Origin of the sequence: Nonomuraea sp. NPDC059023 (assembly GCF_042740095.1) — a bacterium.
Lineage (GTDB): Bacteria > Actinomycetota > Actinomycetes > Streptosporangiales > Streptosporangiaceae > Nonomuraea.
The window spans coordinates 89,621-110,262 of record NZ_JBHYIO010000023.1 but is presented as its reverse complement, the minus strand read 5'-3'; the positions used below and the strand labels follow the sequence as shown (position 1 = coordinate 110,262).

Annotated in this window: 14 protein-coding genes; 5 read left to right on the top strand and 9 right to left on the bottom strand. The window is 70.8% G+C overall.

The window, feature by feature from the left end; genetic code table 11:
* Positions 1–20 precede the first annotated feature (20 nt).
* The 4 genes from ACFWYW_RS34105 to ACFWYW_RS34090 all read right to left on the bottom strand — a co-directional run bounded on the left by ACFWYW_RS34105 (position 21) and on the right by ACFWYW_RS34090 (position 7,390).
* Positions 21–1,319, bottom strand: coding sequence for an ABC transporter substrate-binding protein (locus ACFWYW_RS34105; protein ID WP_379612434.1), 1,299 nt, complete (start codon positions 1,317–1,319; stop codon positions 21–23).
* A 109-nt stretch (positions 1,320–1,428) separates the two neighbouring features.
* The gene (locus tag ACFWYW_RS34100) at positions 1,429–2,208 is read right to left on the bottom strand and encodes an AMP-binding protein (protein WP_379612435.1); all 780 of its coding nucleotides are present in this window, start codon (positions 2,206–2,208) and stop codon (positions 1,429–1,431) included.
* A 392-nt stretch (positions 2,209–2,600) separates the two neighbouring features.
* Positions 2,601–4,961 (bottom strand): tetratricopeptide repeat protein, encoded by a 2,361-nt coding sequence (locus tag ACFWYW_RS34095; RefSeq protein WP_379612436.1) that lies wholly within the window; start codon positions 4,959–4,961, stop codon positions 2,601–2,603.
* A gap of 20 nt (positions 4,962–4,981) precedes the next feature.
* On the bottom strand, positions 4,982–7,390 hold the full coding sequence (locus ACFWYW_RS34090) for a LuxR C-terminal-related transcriptional regulator (RefSeq protein WP_379612437.1): 2,409 nt from the start codon (positions 7,388–7,390) through the stop codon (positions 4,982–4,984).
* Positions 7,391–7,531: 141 nt separating this feature from the next.
* Between ACFWYW_RS34090 and ACFWYW_RS34085 the strand changes: the two genes are divergently transcribed.
* Positions 7,532–9,397, top strand: a complete 1,866-nt coding sequence (locus ACFWYW_RS34085; RefSeq protein WP_379612438.1) for an ABC transporter ATP-binding protein — start codon at positions 7,532–7,534, stop codon at positions 9,395–9,397.
* Here ACFWYW_RS34085 and ACFWYW_RS34080 read toward each other — a convergent pair.
* A complete protein-coding gene (locus tag ACFWYW_RS34080; protein WP_379612439.1) occupies positions 9,394–10,317 on the bottom strand; it encodes an aldo/keto reductase in 924 nt (307 codons plus the stop codon). The genes ACFWYW_RS34085 and ACFWYW_RS34080 overlap by 4 nt on opposite strands.
* Before the next feature lie 69 nt (positions 10,318–10,386).
* Here ACFWYW_RS34080 and ACFWYW_RS34075 point away from each other — a divergent pair, with 69 nt between their 5' ends.
* Both ACFWYW_RS34075 and ACFWYW_RS34070 read left to right on the top strand, forming a co-directional pair.
* Positions 10,387–10,755, top strand: a complete 369-nt coding sequence (locus ACFWYW_RS34075) for a MerR family transcriptional regulator (protein ID WP_379612440.1) — start codon at positions 10,387–10,389, stop codon at positions 10,753–10,755.
* Positions 10,756–10,791: 36 nt separating this feature from the next.
* On the top strand, positions 10,792–12,249 hold the full coding sequence (locus ACFWYW_RS34070; protein ID WP_379612441.1) for a peptidoglycan D,D-transpeptidase FtsI family protein: 1,458 nt from the start codon (positions 10,792–10,794) through the stop codon (positions 12,247–12,249).
* On the opposite strand, the gene ACFWYW_RS34065 is transcribed toward ACFWYW_RS34070, so the two are convergent.
* Positions 12,246–12,893, bottom strand: coding sequence for a TetR family transcriptional regulator (locus ACFWYW_RS34065; protein WP_379612442.1), 648 nt, complete (start codon positions 12,891–12,893; stop codon positions 12,246–12,248). The two genes, ACFWYW_RS34070 and ACFWYW_RS34065, sit on opposite strands and share 4 nt — an antisense overlap.
* Positions 12,894–12,964: 71 nt before the next feature.
* Between ACFWYW_RS34065 and ACFWYW_RS34060 the strand changes: the two genes are divergently transcribed.
* Positions 12,965–14,257, top strand: coding sequence for a GH1 family beta-glucosidase (locus tag ACFWYW_RS34060; RefSeq protein ID WP_379612443.1), 1,293 nt, complete (start codon positions 12,965–12,967; stop codon positions 14,255–14,257).
* On the opposite strand, the gene ACFWYW_RS34055 is transcribed toward ACFWYW_RS34060, so the two are convergent.
* From ACFWYW_RS34055 to ACFWYW_RS34045, 3 genes are all read right to left on the bottom strand, one after another.
* Positions 14,239–15,348 carry an NAD(P)/FAD-dependent oxidoreductase gene (locus ACFWYW_RS34055; RefSeq protein ID WP_379612444.1) on the bottom strand — a complete coding sequence of 370 codons (1,110 nt, stop codon included), beginning with the start codon at positions 15,346–15,348 and terminating at the stop codon, positions 14,239–14,241. The two genes, ACFWYW_RS34060 and ACFWYW_RS34055, sit on opposite strands and share 19 nt — an antisense overlap.
* A 64-nt stretch (positions 15,349–15,412) precedes the next feature.
* Positions 15,413–16,258 (bottom strand): RNA polymerase sigma factor SigJ, encoded by an 846-nt coding sequence (sigJ, locus tag ACFWYW_RS34050; RefSeq protein WP_379612445.1) that lies wholly within the window; start codon positions 16,256–16,258, stop codon positions 15,413–15,415.
* A complete protein-coding gene (locus tag ACFWYW_RS34045; protein ID WP_379612446.1) occupies positions 16,258–17,148 on the bottom strand; it encodes a coiled-coil domain-containing protein in 891 nt (296 codons plus the stop codon). The genes sigJ and ACFWYW_RS34045 overlap by 1 nt, the downstream gene beginning before the upstream one ends.
* A gap of 274 nt (positions 17,149–17,422) precedes the next feature.
* Here ACFWYW_RS34045 and ACFWYW_RS34040 point away from each other — a divergent pair, with 274 nt between their 5' ends.
* A complete protein-coding gene (locus ACFWYW_RS34040; RefSeq protein ID WP_379612447.1) occupies positions 17,423–20,356 on the top strand; it encodes a M14 family zinc carboxypeptidase in 2,934 nt (977 codons plus the stop codon).
* Positions 20,357–20,642: the final 286 nt, after the last annotated feature.

Sequence of the window (20,642 nt, the reverse complement as noted above, 5' to 3'; positions counted from 1 at the left end):
CGGCCGTACCCCCTCTGATGTCACTGCGCGTTGGCCATGGCCGCGTCGGCCAGACCCTTCTGCAGCGCTGCCACGTCCTGCTTGCCCAGGTAGAGGCCGACCTGCTCGTTGATCGCCGTGAGCCACGGCTGGCTGACCGCCACGCCGTGCTGGACGGAGCCGGCCAGCTTGTTGCCCGACCAGTCCTTCAGCGCGTCACCGAGGTAGTCGGTGTACAAGGCGGCGTCGGCGTCCTTGCGGGCCGGGATGGAGCCCTTCTTCGGGTTGAAGGCGTCCTGGCCCTCCTTGCTGGCCGCCACCTTCAGCCACGCGAGCGCGCCCTCACGGTTCTTGGCGCCCTTGGGCAGGGTGAAGCTGTCCGACAACCACAGGTAGGTGCCCTCGGTACCGGGCGCGGGCGCCCAGTCGAAGTCGGTCTTCGACGTCTTGCCGAGGCCGCCGTCCGGCGGGTTGTGGAAGTAGCCGTAGGCCCAGTCGCCCATGATGTTGAACGCCGCCTGGCCGTCGGCCACCTGCTTGGCGGCGGGCTGCCAGTCGTCCTGCGGGTCACCGGCGAACGACATGATCGTCTTGAAGTTCTCCAGCGCCTTGGTCACCTCGGGGGCGGCCCAGTTGGCGCCCGGCTTGAAGAGCGCGTTGTAGCCGTCGGTGCCCAGCGAGCCGAGCATGACGTTCTCCAGCAGGTGGGTGACCGTCCACTCCGAACCGATCGAGAGCGGGATCTTGCCCTTGGCCTTGACCTTGCCCAGCGCGGCGATGAAGTCCTCGATCGTCTTCGGCGCGCCCGCGACCCCGGCCTCCTTCAGGACCGCCGGGTTGAACCACAGCACGTTGGAGCGGTGGATGTTCACCGGCACCGAGTAGATCTTGCCGTCCACGCTGATCTGCTCGACCAGCTGGGCCGGGTAGACGTCCTTGAGCTTCAGCTCGTCATACAGCGAGGTGAGGTCCTCCAGTTGCCCGGCCTTGATGTAGCCCTGCAACTCGGCGCCCGCGTGGCCCTGGAAGGAGTCCGGCGGCTCACCGCCCTGCAGCTTGGTCTGGAGCAGAGCCTTCGCCTTGTCCCCCGAACCGCCCGCGACCGCGGCGTCCAGGAACTTCAGGTTGGGGTTCTGGGTTTCAAATATCTTCCGCATCGCCGCCAGACCGTCGGCCTCACCGGGCCCGGTCCACCAGGAGAAGACCTCGACGTCGCTCGACGCAGCCTTCGTAGCGCCATCGGTGGCCTGGCCTGCGGGTGTGTTCCCACCGCCACAGGCGGTCACTCCGAGCAGGCCAGCCATCGTGATCGCGACGGCTGCCAACCACCGTCGTCGCATCGCACACCGTCCCTTCGAGACCCCCGAACGAACTCAGGTTGACAACGTTGTCAGTAGGGCCATCAACCCACTTCGCCCGCGGCGACGTCAAGGCATGCGCGATAACAGCTCAGAGACGTTCGAACCCGCCACTCGGTCCGGTCACGACCGTGACGCCGAAGTCGTGCTTGGTGCCGGGCAGATCCGCGGCGTCCGACATGGCCGCCGCCACCACCAGCGCGCCGCTCAGCACCGCCAGCCCGACCAGCGCGATCAGATCGCACCCGTCATCGGGCTTCCAGGTGGCCAGAACCACGTCGGACTCGGTCAGCTTCACCCGCTCGTCCAGCTCCGCCATCCGCGCCAGCAGCTCCGGCTGGCCCATCCGGCGTCCGCCGGACAGCACCAGCGCGTCCTGCAGCCGGGCGTCGATCGACGGTAAGGGCGTCGGCTCCAGGTTCAGCAGGTCCTCGAAGTCGATCGTGTCGACCACGGAACCGAAGGCGATCACCTGCCGGACCCGTGACTCCTCCACCGCCCGCAGCGACAGCGGCGCCAGGTCCGGCGTGGTGATCAGCGTCCGCGCGTCACACTCGGAAAGCCGCTCGGCCAGTTCCGCCCCCGACAGGCGCGGGTCGAGCGGCGCGGCGACGCCTCCGGCCGCGAGCACCGTGTGGACGGCCAGCGTCTGCGCGCAGGCCGTGCTCACGTGGACGCCCACGACCTGCTCACGCCTGGCGCCCCTGCGTACCATCCCGGACGCCGCCCTGGTCACCTCGGTGACCAGCCTGCGATAGCTGTACACGAGGCCGCCGTGGAGATCCACGAGCGCCGGCCGGTCCCCTCGTTCGTAGGCCCGGCCGAACACCTCGTTGGTCACGGTGCCCGCAGACGAGACGATCGGCTTCATGCTTAGGACGGTACGGCGGGCATGCGTACCGCAGCATCCACCGATGTATGTATACCGATGTGCATTCACCGGGTTCCTCGACAGTTCGTCAACCGAATCCGTTGCGGGGCGGGCTCGAGCCCTGCGCGGCTCGAGCCCGCTGTCGCGTGCCCCAGACCAAAACCCCCACCCCTCCGAGGAGGCCCTGATCCGTGATGGGCACGCGACGCTCCCGGCGGACCGGCCGGGCGCGCCTCCGGTGTGGGCACCCCGGAGCACCGGGGTTCGGAGGTTGGCGCCGGTCGGCCGATCACATGGCAAACGCTAGGCCGACCGGGAGCGCGGCACATGCACTGAGATGGCCATTCGAGGATGTATCCGCCGGTGCGGAAAGATGTGTAGAGAGGTTGCGCTCAGCGCTGCTCGATGACCCAGGCGGCGATCTGTGTACGCGTCCCGAACCCCAGCTTGGCCAGGATGTTCGCCACGTGCCGCGCGGCCGTCGCCGGGCTGATGACCAGCTCGTCGGCGATCCCCTTGTTGCTCAGCCCCCGTGAGACCAGCTCGGCCACTTCCAGTTCCCTGGCCGTCAGCTTGCTGTCCTGGCCCATCGGCACCACCGGCACGTCGGAACGCTCGGGCAGGGTGCCGTCGAGCGCGCACCGCACCGCGTCGTCCGCGCTCATCGCCGCCCCCTCCGCCCACAGCTGCGCCACCAGCGCCTCACCCAGGCTGCGGCGCGCGGGCGCGAGGATCTCCTCCTCCCGCGCCTCGGGACGGCGCTCGCGCAGCGCCACCGATGCCGACATCAGCAGCACCGCCCGCCGTTCGTCGCCCTCGGCCACGAGCAGCCCGGCCCACGCCTCCAGCCTGCGGGCGATGCCCGTGCGCAGGCCGGCGTCCCGGCTGAGCTCCAGCGCCTCGGTCAGCCGCGCCCGCGCCTCGCGCAGGTCACCCTGCTCCAGCGCCACCCTGCCGAGCCCGGCCAGGCAGCTGATGGTCTGCTGGCGGGCGTCGACGTGGCGTACCAGGCGCAGGCCGCTCTCGTAGTGGCGCTTGGCGGTCGCGCTGTCGCCCACCCGGCGCGCGACCTGGGCCAGGCCGATGTGGCCGTTGGACAGGCCCCAGTGGTTGTCGAGCCGCTCGCACAGCGCCAGCACCTCCTCGAAGGCGCGCCGCGCCTCGTGCAGCCGGCCGTCGTGCAGAGCCAGGCCCGCCCTGGCGCCCTGCGCGATCGAGGCCAGGATCGCGTCGCCGCTCTTGGCCGCCACTTCCAGCGCCTGCCGCAGCGGTTCCTGCTCGCCGGAGGTCTGGGCGCGCAGGATCATGCCGACGGCCTCGCCGTAGCTGTCGCCGGCGGACCTGCACATCCCGAGTCCGGTACGCGCGCACCGCGCCGCGGTGGCGAGGTCGCCGCTCTGTACGGCCAGCTCGCCGCGGAGCACGGTCGCCTGCCCGAGGAGCCCGAGGTCGCCGGTCTCGGTCGCCAGGAGGCGGTCCAGAGGCCCGGCCAGGCCGAGATTGCGGCCGCTCGCCACCAGCATGTAGCGCATGTCGGTGAGCATCCTGAGCGCGACCTCCTGGCGGCCGATCGCGATCGACCAGTCCAGCGCCGCGCCGATCTCGGTCTTGAGGCCGTCGAAGAGGTTGCCGAAGCGCTCCATCACCGCCCAGGACGTCCGCGCCCCCGGCGCCACCGCCTGCTTGAACTCCACCGCCAGCCGGGCCATCGCCGCCAGGTGCGCCCGGCGCAGGTCGATCTCCTCGTCCGTCTGGGACAACTGCTCGACCGCGTACTCCCTGACGGTCTCCAGCAGCCGGTAGCGCGCCTCGCCGGCGATCTCGCCGTCGACCACGACCAGCGACTTGTCCACCAGGTCGCACAGCCGGGCGAGCACGTCCTCCTCGGGCAGGCCCTCGCCCTGGCAGACCCACTCGGCCACGTCGAGGGTCCAGCAGGAACGGAAGACCGCCAGGCGGCGCAGCAGCAGGCGCTCCTGCTCCGACAGCAGCCGGTAGCTCCAGTCGACCGCCGCCCGCAGCGTGCGCTGGCGCGCGGGGGCCGTACGGGCTCCGGCCGACAGCAGGCGGAAGCGGTCGTCGAGCCGCTCGACCAGTTGCCGCAGCGACAGCGCCCTGACCATGGCCGCGGCCAGCTCGATCGCCAGCGGCAGCCCGTCCAGCGCCCGGCACAGCCCTACCACCTGCGGCAGCACCTCGTCGCTCAGCTCGAATCCGGGGCGGACCGCGGCCGCCCTGGCGTGGAAGAGCCGCACCGCCTCCGAACGCCGCGGATCGCCGGCCAGCGACAGCGGCGGCACCCGCCAGACCGTCTCGCCGGGCACCCGCAGCGGCTCCCTGCTGGTGGCCAGCACGGTCACCCCCGGGCAGGCGCCGACCAGGTCGCGCGAGAGCTCGGCGCACTCGCCCACCAACTGCTCGCAGTTGTCGAGCACCACCAGCACGCGGCGCTCGCCGATCCGCTCGGGCAGGGGCGTGCCCGGGTCGGCGGCCAGCCCCAGCGCTGCCGCCACGTGGTCGGCCACGCTCGCGTCGGCGCCCAGGTCCGACAGGTCGACCAGCCGGGCGCCGCCGGAGAAGCGCGGCGCGAGCCGGGCCGCCAGCCGGATCGCCAGACGCGTCTTGCCGATGCCACCCGCGCCGCACAGCGTCACGACGCGCGCCACGTCGAGCAGTTGGGCCAGCTCGTCGACGTCCGACTCGCGGCCGACGAAAAGGTTGGGCTCGGCGGGGAGGTTCCACGCGGTAATCATCACTCTGAGTGTGACATCGACTACTCGTTCATACCATGCTCGATCGCCCAGGTGGCCACCTGGGTCCTGGAGGTGAAGCCGAGCTTCGCCAGGATGTTGCTGACGTGCCTGGCCACCGTGGCCGGGCTGATGACCAGTTCCTCGGCCAGTTTCCTGTTCGACAGGCCCCGGGCGATGAGGCCGGCGATCTCGCGTTCGCGCTCGGTCAGGGTGCCGTCGGGCGCCACCGGGACCGGGATGCCCAGGCGGGGGCGTACGGGGGGCTCGCCGCGCACGGCGTACTCGATGGCCTGGTGCCAGGGCAGCGTGCGGCCCTCCGCCCACAACTGCGCCACCATCGTCTCCCCCAGCGCGCGCCTGGCGGGCGCGAGGAGCTCCTGGATCCGCGCGCCGCTCATGCTGAGCAGCAGCGCGCCGCCCATCCGCTCGCGCAGCGCCGAGGCCGCCGCCATCAGACGTACGGCCCGCACGTGCTCACCCTCGCGCAGCGCCAGGTCGGCGAAGCCGTCGACCAGCTCGACCGCGACCGCCCGCTGGCCCAGGCCCGAGCTGAGCGCCAGGCTCTCGGCCAGCCGGCGCCGCGCGGTGTCGAAGTCGCCCAGCTCCGTGGCGATCCGGCCGAGCCCGGTCAGGCAGCGGATGCGCTCGCCCCGGTGGTCGATCGGGTCGAGCAGCTCCTGCGCGTACTGGTAGTGGCGGGCCGCCGCCTCCAGGTCGCCGCGGGAGTGGGCGATCTGGGCCAGGCCGATCACCGCCAGCGCCATCCCCCAGTCGTTGGCGTCGCGGTGGCTGTCGATCATCTGCTCGTACAGCCTGGCCGACTCCCTCAGCTGCCCGGCGACCTGTGCGTGCAGCGCCCTGATGTAGGTCACGAGCGAGCGTACGTACTCGTCGCCGGCCTTGCCCGCCAGCTCGGCGGCCCGGTCGAGGGTGATCTCCTCGTCGCCGGCGCCCACCGCGCACATCATGATGATCGCGAGCGCCTCGCTGATCAGATGGCCGCTGGCCCGGCCCAGGCGCACCGCCTCGCGGCCGTGGCGTACCACGCCGACCGCGTCACCGCCGAAGAAGCAGACCACCGACCTGATCGCCAGCGCGTGCGCCACCTGGCCGGGCATGACCGTGTCGGCGTCCTGCAGCAGCTCGTCGATGTGCCTGGCCGCCTCGTCGAACCGGCCGCCCGCGATGATCACCCACTGCAGGTCCGTGCACATGCGCAGGCCCCGCTCCACCTGGCCGGTACGGCGGGCGTACCCCAGCCCGGCGTACAGGTTGGGCTGCATGGCGTCGATGACCAGCGCCCGCCGGGTGATCTCCGGCCAGTGGCGCCGGTCGCAGGTCGCGATCAGGTCGCCCAGCCGCTTCGAGACCAGGAACACGCACTCCAGGTGCCGCTGCCTCAGCTCCTCCTCGTCGCCCGACTCCTGCAGCCGCTGCCTGCCGTAGTCGCGTACCGTGTCGAGCATGCGGTAGCGGATCTCGCCGCCCGCCTCGCCGTCGGCCAGCACCAGCGACTTGTCGACCAGCTCGGCCATCGTCGCCAGCACCTCGTCGGCGGCCAGTCCCGGGCACGGGCAGGTCAGCTCGGCCAGCTCCAGCGTCCAGCCGCCGCGGAAGGCGGTCAGGCGCTGCAGCAGCAGCTGGGCCGGGGCGCTCAGCATCCGGTAGCTCCACTCGACCGTGGCGAGCAGCGTGCGCTGACGGGCGGGCGCCGAGCGCGAACCGCTGGTCAGCAGCTTGAACCGGTCGGACAGCCGCGACCTGATCTGCTCCACCGACAGCACCCTGGTCATCGCCGCCGCCAGCTCGATCGCCAGCGGGATGCCCTCCAGCTCCGCGCAGAGCGCGCTGACCGCGGCGTCGTCCTGGGCCGTCCAGGTCAGCCCGCCGCCGGCCACCGACCGGTCGACGAACAGCCGGACCGCGTCGCTGCCGCCGCCGGCCACCGGCAGCAGAGAAAGCGGCGGCACCCGCCAGACCGTCTCGCCCAGCACCCGCAGCGGCTCGCGGCTCGTGGCCATCACCCGCAGGTCGGGGCAGGCGCCCAGCAGGTAGGTGCACAGTTCGGCGCAGTCCTCGATGAGGTGCTCGCAGTTGTCCAGCACGAGCAGTTGCTTGCCGCCGCCGACCGCCGTGGCCACCGCCTGCGCGGGGTCGCCGTCGGGCGGCACCTGCACGCCCAGCACCGCGGCGACGCGCTGCGCCAGCAGGTCACCGCAGTCGAGGTCGGCCAGCTCCACCAGCCAGACGCCGTCGCTGAACACCTCGACCGCCTCGTGCGCCACACTCAGGCACAACCGCGTCTTGCCGATGCCGCCGGTGCCGCACAAGGTCACGACACGCACCGCCATCAGCAGGCGCAACAGCTCATCCAGGTCGGACTCCCTGCCGATGAACGCGTTGGGAACCGTCGGAAGGTTCGTGGGCACCGTCGTTACTCCTCGCGGGGGGCGGGCAACAGCACTACCGACAGTGTTACACCCGTCACGCAGAATTTGGGGCCAGCCAGACCAGGCTTATCTGACCGCGGGCCAGATCGGATTGTCAGTGCCCTGCCGCACACTTCATACATGGCCGACGACGCGCTGGAAATCGGCGAGATCACCATCTCCGACTGGCACGCCCACACCGACAAGATGGCCGAGGCCGGATTCCTCACCATCGCCAGGCGGCTGCCCTCGCTCATCGGGCAGGCCATGCGGCTGGCGTGGCGGGCCAGCCCGCGCGACACCGTCGCCACCGTCTCGCTCAACCTGCTCGGCGGGGTGTTCACCGCGTTCGGGCTGCTGGCCACGACCGGGGTGCTGACGGCGCTGTTCAGCGACGGTCCGACGCCCGACCGGGTGGTGGCCGCGCTGCCGAGCCTGGCCCTGGTGGCGGGGGCGGCGGCGATGCGCACCGCCGTACAGGCGGGGGCCGGGTGGGCGCAGTCGCGGCTCGACCCGCAGGTGAGCCGGCTGACCGAGGAGCGCCTCTACGGCCTGACCAGCAGGGTCGAGCTCGCCGCCTACGACGACCCAGACTTCCACGACGCGCTGCAGCGGGCCAGGCTGCGCGGCGTGGCCATGGCCGACTCGGTGGTCACCTCGGCCATCGACGTGGTCACCGCCGCGGTGGGGCTGCTGGCGGTGGCCGGCGTGCTGGGCGTGCTGCATCCGGTGCTGCTGCCGTTGCTGCTGCTGGCCGTACTGCCCGACGCGTGGGCGGCGGTGCGCAGCGCCCGCATGCGCTACACCACCCTCTACACCCTCATCCCGGCCAACCGCCGCAAATGGATCATCGCCGAGCTACTGGCCAACCGGCAGCCCGCCGCTGAGGTCCGCTCGTTCACGATGCGCGGCTTCCTTCTGCGCATGTACGACGCGGTCGCCCGCGCCGAGCAGGAGGTTCTGCTGCGCCTGGCCAAGCGCCAGACGCTCACCCGCGTCGTGGGCGAGTCCCTGGGCGGCCTCGGCAGCGGCCTGGTCTACGTGGCGCTCGGCGTCCTGCTCGCGCTCGGCTCCATCCCGCTGGCCGTGGCCGGCACCGCGGTCCTGGCCATCCGCCAGGGCCAGTCGTCGCTGGGCAATCTCATGTACGCCACCAACCGCCTCTACGAGGAGGGCCTCTACTTCACCGACTTCCTCGACTTCTGCGACGACGCCGAGCGCCGCCTGGCCAAGCCGCGCCCGGTGGAGGCTCCGGCGTCCTTCGCCCGGATCTCCGCCCAGGACGTCACCTTCGCCTACCCGGGCTCCGGCGACCCGGCGCTGCGCGGCGTCTCCATCGAGGTCAACGAGGGCGAGGTCATCGCGTTCGTGGGTGAGAACGGCTCGGGCAAGACCACGCTCGCCAAGATCCTTTCCGGCCTCTACGAACCCGACTCGGGCAGCGTGACCTGGGACGACGTCGACCTGCGCGACGTCGAGCCCGAGGCGCTGCGGCTGCGCACCGCGGTCATCGCCCAGGACCACACCCGCTGGCCCCTGACCGCCCGCTACAACATCACCATGGGCACCGGCAAGGGCGAGGAGGCGCTTGACGCCGCCGCCCGGGTGGCCGGGGCCGACGAGGTCATCGCCGACCTCCCCCACGGCTACCGCACCCTGCTCGACCGCCGGTTCAAGGACGGCCAGGAGTTGTCCGGCGGCCAGTGGCAGCGCATCGCCGTGGCCCGCGGCTTCCACCGCGACGCCCCGCTGCTGATCTGCGACGAGCCCACCGCCGCCCTCGACGCCCGTGCCGAGCACGCCCTGTTCGAACGTATCCGCGACCACGCCGACGGCCGCACGGTCCTGCTGATCACCCACCGGCTGGCCAGCGTCCGCTACGCCGACCGCATCTACGTCCTCGACCACGGCAAGGTCGTCGAGGCCGGCACCCACGCCGCCCTGATGTCGCTGAACGGCCTGTACGCCGACCTCTACACCCTGCAGTCGTCGGCCTACCGCGACTAGACGGCGGCGTCGAGGCGGTCCTTCTGGGCCGGGTCGAGGCTCAGCGCGGTGGCGCCGATGGCCTCCTCCAGCTGGGCGAGCCGGGTGGCGCCCACGATCGGCACGTGCCCGTCGGCCAGCAGCCAGGCCAGCACGACCTGGTTCGGGGTGGCGCCCAGCTCGGCGGCCACCTCGCGCAGGACCGCCAGGCGGCGGGTGGTGCCGGGGTGGTCGTAGGACTCCGGCAGCGGCCGGTCGGCCCGCCCGGTGTAGGAGCCGGACATGAGCGTGTTGTAGGCCCACAGCGAGATCCCGGTGTCGGCCGCGTGTTCCAGCGTCTCCTCGGTCACCAGCACGTGCGCGCTCTCGGCCTGCAGGGTCTGCGGGCGCGGCCGTAGGTAGGTATGGCGCAGCTGCAGGTGGGTGTACGGCATCCAGCCGCGCCCCGCCGACAGGTTCCTGGCCCGCTCCAGCCGCCAGGCGCGCATGTTGCTGGCCCCGAGAGCGCGGATCTTGCCGTCCTCGGCCAGCGCGTTGAACGCCCCCAAAGACTCCTCAAGCGTGACGGAAGCATCATCAATGTGCGACCAATACACATCGATGTAGTCGGTCCGCAATCTCGTGAGGCTGCCCTCGGCCGCCTTCGCGATCGCCTTCGCCGACAGCCCTTCCATCGAGTCGAGCGTACGGTCACCGGCGACCGTCGGCCGGGCGCCGGCCTTGGTGCTCAGCACCACCCGGTCCCGGTTGCCCCGCGCGGCCAGCCACGCCCCGATGGCCGTCTCGCTCTCGTCCCCGGTGCACCCCTCCACCCAGAAGGGATAGTTGTTGGCCGTGTCGATCATCGTGCCGCCGGCCTCGGCGAACCGGTCGAGCAGTGCGAAGGTGTCGTCCATGGTGACGGCGGTGCCGAAGCCGATCGTGCCCAGTGCGAGTTTCATGGCGATGACTGTGGGTCCTGGAGCCCACTCCAGGTCAAGTTTGACCTGGAGCCCACTCCAGGTGGGACGATGGGTCGCGTGAGCGTCTACACACCGTCGGAGGTCGTCGAGGAGACCGGCTTCAGCCTCGACACCCTGCGTTACTACGAGAAGATCGGGCTGCTGTCCGGCATCGAGCGCAACTCCGCAGGCCAGCGCCGCTTCACCCAGCAAGACCTCGGCTGGCTGAACCTGATCCGCTGCCTGCGCGACACCGGCATGCCCATCGCCGGGATGCTGCGCTTCGCCGACCTGGTCCGCCAGGGCGAGCACACCGTCGCCGAGCGCATCGAGCTCCTCGAAGAGCACGACCGGCGGGTCAAGGAGCAGATCGCCAACCTCGCCGAGCGGCAGAAGTACATCCACCACAAGATTTCCTACTACCGCAGCGTCCTCTAGCCCTGGCTTGGGTTTCCGGCTGTTAGACCGAGGAGCATGGCCGGACCCAGGGCGAAACGGATCAACATCCCCCTGCGCCGAGTGGCGCTGGTCTGCTCGGCGATGTTGTTCGCGCTGCTGGCCAACGTCACCTATCTGCAGACGTTCGAGGCGTACAGCCTGAACGCCGATCCGCGCAACCAGCGCACGATCATCGCCAGGTTCGACCATGCCCGGGGGGACATCGCCACCTATGACGGTTCGGTGATCGCCTACAGCGAGCGCGCGTACGGCGGGCCGTACCTCTATCGGCGGGTCTATCCAGAAGGGAAGCTCTACGCGCCCGCGACCGGCTACCTGTCCCTCTACCGCGAGACCGGCGTCGAGCACGCGGAGGACGGCGTGTTGTCGGGGTCCGACGCCAAGGTCAAGGTACGCGCGCTGGTGAAGGACGGGAGCGCGGCGGGGGCCGACGTCCGGCTGACGATCGTGGACCGGGTGCAGCGGGCCGCCTACGACGCCTTGAAGGCGACCGGGCGGCCCGGCGCCGCCGTGGCGATCAACCCGGTGACCGGGGCGATCCTGGCGATGGCCTCGTATCCGTCCTACGATCCGAACGCCTTCGCCGGGTTCGACGCCCGCGAGCTCGCCGAGACCGACCGGCGGCTGCGCGCCGACCCCGGCAGGCCGCTGCTGAACCGCGCGCTTGGCCAGAACTATCCGCCCGGCTCGACGTTCAAGGTCGTGACCGCGGCGGCGGCGCTGGCCTCCGGCGCGTACACGCCGTCCTCGCAGGTGGACGCGCCCGTCCAGCTGCAGCTTCCCGGCACGACCACCTCCCTGGGCAACTCCGGCGGGACGCCGTGCGGCGACGGGCATCCGCCGCTGGGCTACGCCTTCCAGGTGTCCTGCAACACCGCGTTCGCCAACATCGGCCTCGACCTGGGGCCGGACACGCTGCGGGAGGGGGCGCAGGCGTTCGGGTTCGACACCGACGAGCTGACCGTGCCGCTCCCGGTGGCGGAGAGCGGTTACCCGAAGGGCTTGGACCAGGCGCAGACCGCCCTGTCGGCGATCGGCCAGTACGAGGACCGGGCGACGCCGCTGATGATCGCCATGATGTCGGCGGCGGTCGCCAACCGGGGCACGCTCATGCGCCCATACCTGGTGGAGGAGGCCCGCCTGCCCGACGGCTCGGTCATCAACCGCGCCTGGCCCACCGAGTACCGCACCACGATGCCCGAGACGGTGGCGGCCGACCTCACCGCGATGATGGTCTCCGTCACCCAGCCCGGTGGTACGGGCGCCGCCGCGGCGATCCCCGGCGTGGCTGTGGCGGCCAAGACCGGGACGGCCGAGCACGCCCAGGGGGCGGCGGCGCACGCCGTCATCACCGCCTTCGCCCCGGCCGACGCGCCGGAGGTGGCGGTGGGCGTGGTCGTGGAGAACGGCGGTTCCGGTGGCGAGACGGCCGCGCCGATCGCCCAGGCCGTCCTCCGCTCGGCGCTCCCCTAGGGAAGGTGGTCGGCCAGGTAGCGGCGGACCAGTTGCTTGCATTCGGCGATCAGTTCGGGGTCGCCGTCGGGGTGCATGCGGAACGCCAGCTTCAGCACCGCGTCCGTGGCCTCCACCGCCACCAGCAGCGCCCGGTCCAGCCCCGACCCCGCGGGGGCGTGGAGCAGGTCGACGGTCAGCGCCCGCAGCCGGTCGGCCACGATGACGTTGTTCTCCAGCGCCGCGTCCAGCGTCCGGTTGGTGCCCTCGACCGCGGGTCCGCCGGGCGTCGGCAGCACCTCCCCGAAGTCCACCACGGCGAACCCCGGCGTCGTGCGCTTCATCGCGACGAACTCGTCGATGGCCAGGTCGACGAGGTCGGTCCAGTGCTCAAGGTCGGCTCCGGCGATCCGCTCGGTCACCCGCTGGAGGAACGCCTCCAGGTTGCGCATGGCCAGGGCGCGGACCAGCCCCTGCTTGTCGGGGAAGAACTGATAGAACGTGCCGATCGGAACCTCGGCTCGGCGCGCGACCTCCTTGGTGGTCAGCGCGTCGTACCCCACCTGGTCGAGAAGCAGCGCGCACTCGTCGAGCATCCGCTCAACCCTCTCCACGCTGCGGCGCTGGGCGGGGCGGCGGCGCAAGGTACTCGTCATGTTCTCCATCCTGGCGCATTACCAGCAAGTACAGTCTTGCTCTTTCGGCCCGGCAATTACATGAGTGATACTCACCTCTTATGAGCACCTTCTTGTGGGGTACGGCTACCGCCGCCTACCAGATCGAGGGCGCCGTCGCGGAAGACGGCCGGGGCCCCTCGATCTGGGACACCTTCACCCATGAGCCCGGCCGCGTACGCGACGGCCACACCGGCGACGTGGCCTGCGACCATTACCACCGCACCGCCGAGGACATCGCGCTCATGTCCGGTCTCGGCGTCAACGCCTACCGCTTCTCCATCTCCTGGCCGAGAGTTCAGCCTGGCGGCCGTACCAACGACAAGGGTCTGGCCTTCTACGACCGCCTCGTGGACGACCTGCTGGCCGAGGGCATCACGCCGGTGCCCACCCTGTTCCACTGGGATCTGCCGCAGGAGCTCCAGGACGAGGGCGGCTGGATGAACCGCGATATTTCCGGAAAATTCGCTGATTACGCCGCCATCGTGGCCCACCGCCTGGCCGACCGGGTCGAGACGTGGATCACCCTCAACGAGCCCTTCGTCCACATGGCCTTCGGCTACGCCCTCGGCGTGCACGCCCCCGGCCAGAGCCTGCTGCTCGACGCCCTGCCCACCGCCCACCACCAGCTCCTGGCCCACGGCCTGGCCACCCAGGCGCTCCGCGCGGCCGGCGCCCGCGAGATCCTCATCTCCAACAACTGCACCCCGGTCTGGCCCGCCTCCGACCGCCCCGAGGACCTCGCCGCCGCCGAGGCCTACGACACGCTGCACAACCGGCTGTTCAACGATCCCATCCTCACCGGCGCGTACCCGGACCTGTCGGCCTTCGGCAAGGACGCCCCGCAGGACGGCCTGGACGTGATCTCCACCCCCATCGACGGCCTCGGCGTCAACTACTACAACCCCACCCGCATCGCCGCGCCGCGGCAGGACGGCTTCCCCTTCGACGACGCCGGCATCACCGGTTACCCCACCACCGCCTTCGGCTGGCCCGTCGTCCCCGACGGCCTGCACGAGCTGCTGACGGGCCTCAAGCAGCGGTACGGCCAGCGGCTCCCGCCCGTCTACGTCACCGAGAACGGCTGCTCCCAGCCCGACAGCCTCTCCCCCGACGGCACCGTCGACGACCCGGAGCGCATCGCCTTCCTCGACGGCCACCTCGCCGCGCTCCAGCGGGCCCGGCGGGACGGCGTGGACGTGCGCGGCTACTTCGTCTGGTCGCTGCTGGACAACTTCGAGTGGGCGGAGGGCTACAACCAGCGCTTCGGACTGGTCCACGTGGACTTCGAGACGCTGCGCCGTACGCCCAAGAGCTCCTACCACTGGCTGAAGGACTACTTGGGCCACCAGTAGGAGCGCGGCAGCAGGCGGGCGACGCGCAGCGAGCCGGCCGCGTACCGGCAGATCAGCTCCTTGACCCACGCGCCCGGGCGGCCGGGCACGATCAGCTCGATCGGCGAGTCGTCGCGGCGCACGACCTGGATGACGCCGTCGCGGCGGCCGAGGCTGACGCACTGGATCATGTAACGGAAGCGGAAGGGCCGGGCCGCGCGGCCGCGGGCGCGGGCGTTGACGGCATCGGCCGCGTGCGCGGCGATCGGCATCCCGACCGCGCACGACATGCGCGAGACCCCGGCCCTCGGCAGGTCCACGGCGGCGGCGTCGCCGACCACGTAGACGTCGGAGTGGGAGACCGAGCGCAGGGTGGCGTCGACCAGCGTCCTGCCGCGCCCGTCCACCGCCAGCCCGGCCTTGGCCGCCAGTTCCGGCACGGCGAACGAACCCGCCCACACCACGACGTCGGCCTCGATCGGGCCCTGCGCCGTGCTGAGCCCGCCGGAGGTCACCGCCTCGACCCGCGTGTCCGCGTGGACGCTCACCCCCAGCCTGGACAGCACCTTGGCGACATGCGCGCGGCCACGGCGCGACAGCCCGGCGGCCGGGTGGGCGCCGGTGACCAGCTTGACCTGCCAGCGCGGGTACGACTCGGCCAGTTCCGTGGCCAGCTCGATCCCGGTCAGCCCGCCGCCCACCACGGCCAGGTGGCCACCGCCCCGGCGCAGCCGTTCTCCCAGCTCGGCCGCGTTCTCGGCGGCGTAGGCGTGCTCGGCCACGCCCGGGACGCTCGTGTCGGTGAAGCTGCCCAGCGCGTACACGAGCGTGTCATAGCGGAACTCGCGCCCGTCTCCCAGCGTGATGGTCCTGGCTTCGGCGTCGATGCCGGTGACCCGGCCCTCGACGGTCCTGATGCCGGTCCCCCGGGTCAGCTCGGCCAGCGGCGTGCTCACCGACGGCCGCCCCGCCGCCAACTCGTGCAGCCTGATCCGCTCGGTGAAGCTGTCGCCGGCGCTGATCAGGGTGATCCGGTGGCGCCTGTCGAGGCGGAGCGCCGCCGTCATGCCCGCGTAGCCGGCTCCGATGACCACGATGTCCATGATGCCCATGTCCGTCTCCTGTCCTTCGCTTCTGCAGGGGAGACAGGACGGTTGAGGAAAACGTCTGAGTGAACTACCTCACATGGCCCAGCTTGTCGGGATTTCTCACCACATCAATCTCGGTGATCCGCCCGTCGGAGACGGTGAAGGACATGACCGTGTCCACGGCGGCACCCTCGTTCACGATCACGACGCCCGGACCGCCGTTGACCTCCCGGAAGTGCGCGGCCATGCCGGTGAACCAGCGCTCGACCAGCCCCATCACGACCCTGGCCACCTTCTCGGCGCCGACGACCGGCACCAGCGCCGCGCCCACCACGCCGCCGCCGTCGGAGCGCCAGACCACGTCCGGGTCGAGCACCGCCACGAGCGCCCGGAGGTCGCCGGTGGTGGCCGCCGCGGCGAAGGCCCGCACCGCCGCCGCCTGCTCGTCGCGGTCGAGCGAGCGCCGCGGCGCGTAGTCCCGCACGCGCAGCCGCCCTCGCGCCGCGAGCTGCCGGACCGCGCCGGGACTCCTGCCCAGGATGCCGGCGATCTCCTCGTACGGCATCGCGAACACGTCATGCAGCACCAGCGACGTCCGCTCGGCCGGGCTCAGCCGTTCCTGGACGGCCAGCAGCGCCATGCCCACGGACTCGTCCATGGTCGCCCGGTCCTCCGGCCCCGGCTCCTCGACCACCGGCTCGGGCAGCCACGGCCCGATGTAGGACTCGCGCTTGGCGCGGGCGGAGCCGAGCTGGTCGTAGCAGATCCGGCTCACGACGGTGGTCAGGTAGGCCCGGGGCGCGGTGACGGCGGCCTGGTCGGCCTGCCGCCAGCGCAGCCAGGTCTCCTGCACGGCGTCGTCGGCGTCGGCGACGCTGCCCAGCAGCCGGTAGGCCACGGCCCACAGGTGGCTGCGGTGCTCCTCGAAGTCCATCAGAAGACGGAGACGTGGACGTGGTCGTAGTGGTTGGCGGTGACGCTGCCCCGGTCGGACATGGGGTCCCAGCCGCCGCCCGAGCGGATGTCGTAGTAGCGCTGCTTCCAGATGATGTACATCACGCCGAGGCGGGAGCCGTTCTTGATCAGGAACTCGGCCAGGGCGTCGCCGCGGTCGGCGTCGGCGCCGGAGGCGTAGCCGCGCGAGATCATGAAGTCGCAGGCCCGGCCCTTTCCGTGCTCGCCGGGGTCGCCGGGGCGCAGGCAGCCCACGCCGTAGGGCATGGGGAAGTTCTGCATGACCTCGATCTTCACGCTGGTCATGCGCTGGGTGAGGCCCGCGCCGCCGGTCGGGGTCTGGAAGCCGTACTTGGCCAGGAGTTTCTCGACGTCGCGCCGCTTGTCGCGCATCTCCTTGATCTTCTTCTCGAGTTCCTTGATCTTGGCGTCGGCCGCCTTCTTCGCGGTGTTGGCGCTCTTGATCAGCTGCTCGATGCGCTGGACCCGGCTGGTGCGCTCGTCGGACATGTACTGCATGTTCGCGGCCTGGCCGAGCAGCATGGCGGGGTCGGCGATGGCCAGGAGCTGGGTGCCGTCGAGCGGCCCGCTCATGTAGGTGCTCTGGGCGATGTTGGCGACCTCGCCGCGCGCCGCGCCGAGCTGGCCCCTGAGCTTGTCGGCGTTCTCGGTGGCCTTCTTGGCCTGGATGCGCGCGTCCTCCAGGAACTCGATCTGGCCACGGAAGAGCTTGTTGAGCTGGGCGGCCTGCTTCGTCAGCTTGCGCAGCTGCGCGGGGCTGCCGGGATCGGCGGTGGCGGCCTGCGGAAGGGGCGCTGCGAGCAGGCCGACGAGCACGGTGGCGATGGCGGCGAAACGCCTGACTCCCACGCTCGTCCCTCCCCTCCTAGACGTGGTGACTATAGAAGATGATCTTGGTCGTTGCCACCGGAACCGACTAACCCATGCACCATTGGCGAAGTATCTACCACTTTGTGAGGTAGCCCCGAACTTTGGGTCTTGCCGAGGACACCCCGCGGAGCGAAATTGCGAGCGAATCGTCTCTGCGAAGGGGCAGACCGTGTCACGTTCTCTAACGCTCCTCACAGCCGTCTTAATCGGCTTAGGCAGCTCCCTGGTCTCCGTCGAGGCCCAGGCGTCGGTCGTGGATCCACTGCCGCCCAGCGATCGTATCGAGCTCTACCAGCTCGACAGCCCGCTCGGCACCGGCGAGAGGCTCAGGGAGGCAGGCTTCGACGTCGTACAACAGCAGGTCAACGGCGGTAAGGAGCACATCGAGCTGACCGCCGACCAGGCGGGGCTCGCGGGGCTCGCCAAGCTCGGCCACAAGCCGGAGCCCGTACGCAACCAGCAGGGCCAGACACAACTGGAGGCGGCCAAGGCCCAGGCCGCCGGCGGCTACACCGTCTGGAAGTCCTACACGGAGCCGGGCGGCATCGCCGACCAGCTCAGGTCCATCGCCAACGCCAACAAAGACGTGGTCAAGCTGATGTCCATCGGCAAGACCATCCAGGGCAAGGACATCCTCGCCGCCAAGGTCACCTCACTGGCCCGCATCCTGCCGGACGGCGCCAAACCCGCGGTCTTCTACTCCGCCACGCAGCACGCCCGCGAGTGGATCGCGACCGAGGTCAACATGCGGCTGCTCAAGCACGTGGTCGCCAACAAGGCGTCGCTGCGCAGTCTGCTGGGCACCACCGAGCTCTGGTTCCTGCCGGTGGCCAACCCCGACGGCTACGACTTCAGCTTCACCGAGGGCAACCGCCTCTGGCGTAAGAACCTGCGCGACGTGAACGGCGACGGGACCATCACCCGCGGCGACGGCGTCGACCCGAACCGGAACTTCCCCACGAACTTCCACTACGACGAGGAGGGCTCCTCCTCGATCCCGAGCAGCGACACCTACCGGGGCGCCGGCCCGGCCAGCGAGCCGGAGACCAAGGCGTTCGACGGCCTGATGAAGCGCATCCGGTTCGCGTTCAACGTGAACTACCACTCCTTCGGCCCGCTGCTGCTCTACCCGCTGGGTGTGCAGATCGCCACGGAGACCGCCGACAACCCGATCTACGAGGCGCTGTCGGGCGACGACGCCAACCCGGCGATCCCCGGCTTCGACCCCGACCTCGGCGCCGAGCTGTACATCACCAACGGCGACACCAACGACCGCGCGCACTCCCAGTACGGCACGCTGTCCTGGACTCCCGAGCTGAACGAGGGCTGCGAAGGCTGCGGCTTCGTCTTCCCCGACGACGAGGCGCTGGTCCAGGCGGAGTTCGAGAAGAACATCCCCTTCGCACTCGACGTGGCCAAGTCGGCGCGCAACCCGGTCGAGCCCGTCAGCCACCTGGGCAACACGACACCGGACTTCGTCCTGGACACCTTCGAGACCAGCAACGGCCGCGACCAGGTCGTCCAGGTCAACGCCAAGCGCAAGCTGGGTCCGATCTGGCTGCAGTACCAGGTCAACGGCGGGCGTACCAAGACCGTGCTGACCGGCGAGTGGCGCGGCGGCGAGCGCTACGGCGACGGCTACAACCGCTACTACCACTGGATGCGCGGCAAGATCACCGGCACCCGGCCAGGCGACACGGTGAAGGTCTGGTTCAGCTCGATCGCCAAGAAGAGCGACTCCTTCACCTACAAGGTCAACAGCGACATCGGGGGCAAGGTTCTCGTCCTGGCCGCCGAGGACGTCACCGGCATCAGCCCCGTCCAGGGCGTCACCGAGGCGAAGTACGCCGACGAGTACGTCAAGTCGCTCGACGAGGCCGGCTACAGCTCCGACGTCTACGACGTGGACAAGGCCGGACGCAAGGCCCCGCACCCGCTCGGCACGCTGAGCCACTACAAGGCGATCGTCTGGGAGACCGGCGACGACATCATCCCGAGAAGCGTCGGCCAGGCCCCCGGCACCACGTCCAAGCTGGGCGTGGACACCGAACTCGCGGTGCGCGACTACCTCAACGAGGGCGGCAAGCTGCTGCACGCCGGCAAATACCCGTCCTACGCCGCCAACAACAACGGCGCCTACTTCTACCAGCCCAACCAGCCCACGCAGCCCGAGTGCACGACACCGTCCGACCCGCCGTGCATCCCGATCTTCAACGACTTCCAGCAGTACTGGCTCGGCGCCTACGTCTTCTTCGACGACGCCGGCACCGACCACGGCACCGGCAACCCCTTCGCCCTCCAGGGCAAGGGCGGCAGGTTCGAGGGCTTCAACGGCACGCTCGAACCCACCCACACCAACTCCTACGTGGCCACCTCGGCGATCCTGCCCGCCGCGCAGTTCCCGCGGTTCGCCAGCTCCGCCCAGATCAAGTGGGTACGGCCCGGCGGCCCCTTCGACCCGCACACCGGCGCCTGGGACGTCTACAGCGGCATCGCCGACGTCTCCTGGAAACGCCTGACCAAGACCGTCAACCTGACCGGCAAGAGCAGCGGCGACCTGTCGTTCTGGACCTCCTACGACACCGAGGGCGCCTGGGACTTCCTGACCGTCGAGGCCCGCACCGCCGGGCAGGACGACTGGACCACCCTGCCCGACGCCAACGGCCACACCACCCAGGACACCGGGGAGAGCTGCAAGACCGAGAACTCCGGCGGCTGGCGCGACATCCACCCCTTCACCCAGCGCTACCAGGGCGTCAACTGCGAGCCCACCGGAACCTCCGGCGCCTGGCACGCCGCCTCGGGCAACTCGGGCGGCTGGCAGCAGTGGAAGATCGACCTGACCCCGTACGCGGGCAAGCAGGTCGAGCTGTCGATCTCCTACATCAGCGACTGGGCCACCCAGGGCGCCGGCGTCTTCCTCGACGACTTCACGGTCACCCTGGACGGCGCGAGCGCCGAGCAGACCTCCTTCGAGTCGGACCTGGGCGGCTGGACCGCGGCCGACCCGCCGGCGGGGTCGGCGCCTTCGGTCAACAACTGGTTCCGCACCGACCAGCTCTTCGAGGAGGGCGGCGGCATCGTCACCCGTGACACGGTCTACCTCGGGTTCGGCGCGGAGAGCCTGACCACGCAGGCCATCCGGACCGATCTGGTGAGGAGGGCGATGAAGCACCTGATCGGCTAGCCACTCAGGCGGGCGGCTGCCAAGCGGAGTAAACACCGGGCACCATCACGAGGCCCACCCAACCCGCATCGGCAGCCGCCCACCACCTCCTCCCACCGCGGCCCCTCCCCCGGCCGCAGCCCCCACGCCTGCGCCCCCTCCCAAGCCGCGCCCCACCCCTTCCCGAGCCCCACCCCCTCCCGAGCCACGCCCCCCTCCCGGGCCGTGCCCCCTCCCGGGCCGTGCCCCCTCCCGGGCCGTGCCCCTTCCCGGGCCGTTGCCCGCGCCCCCGGGCCCGTAGGCTTCC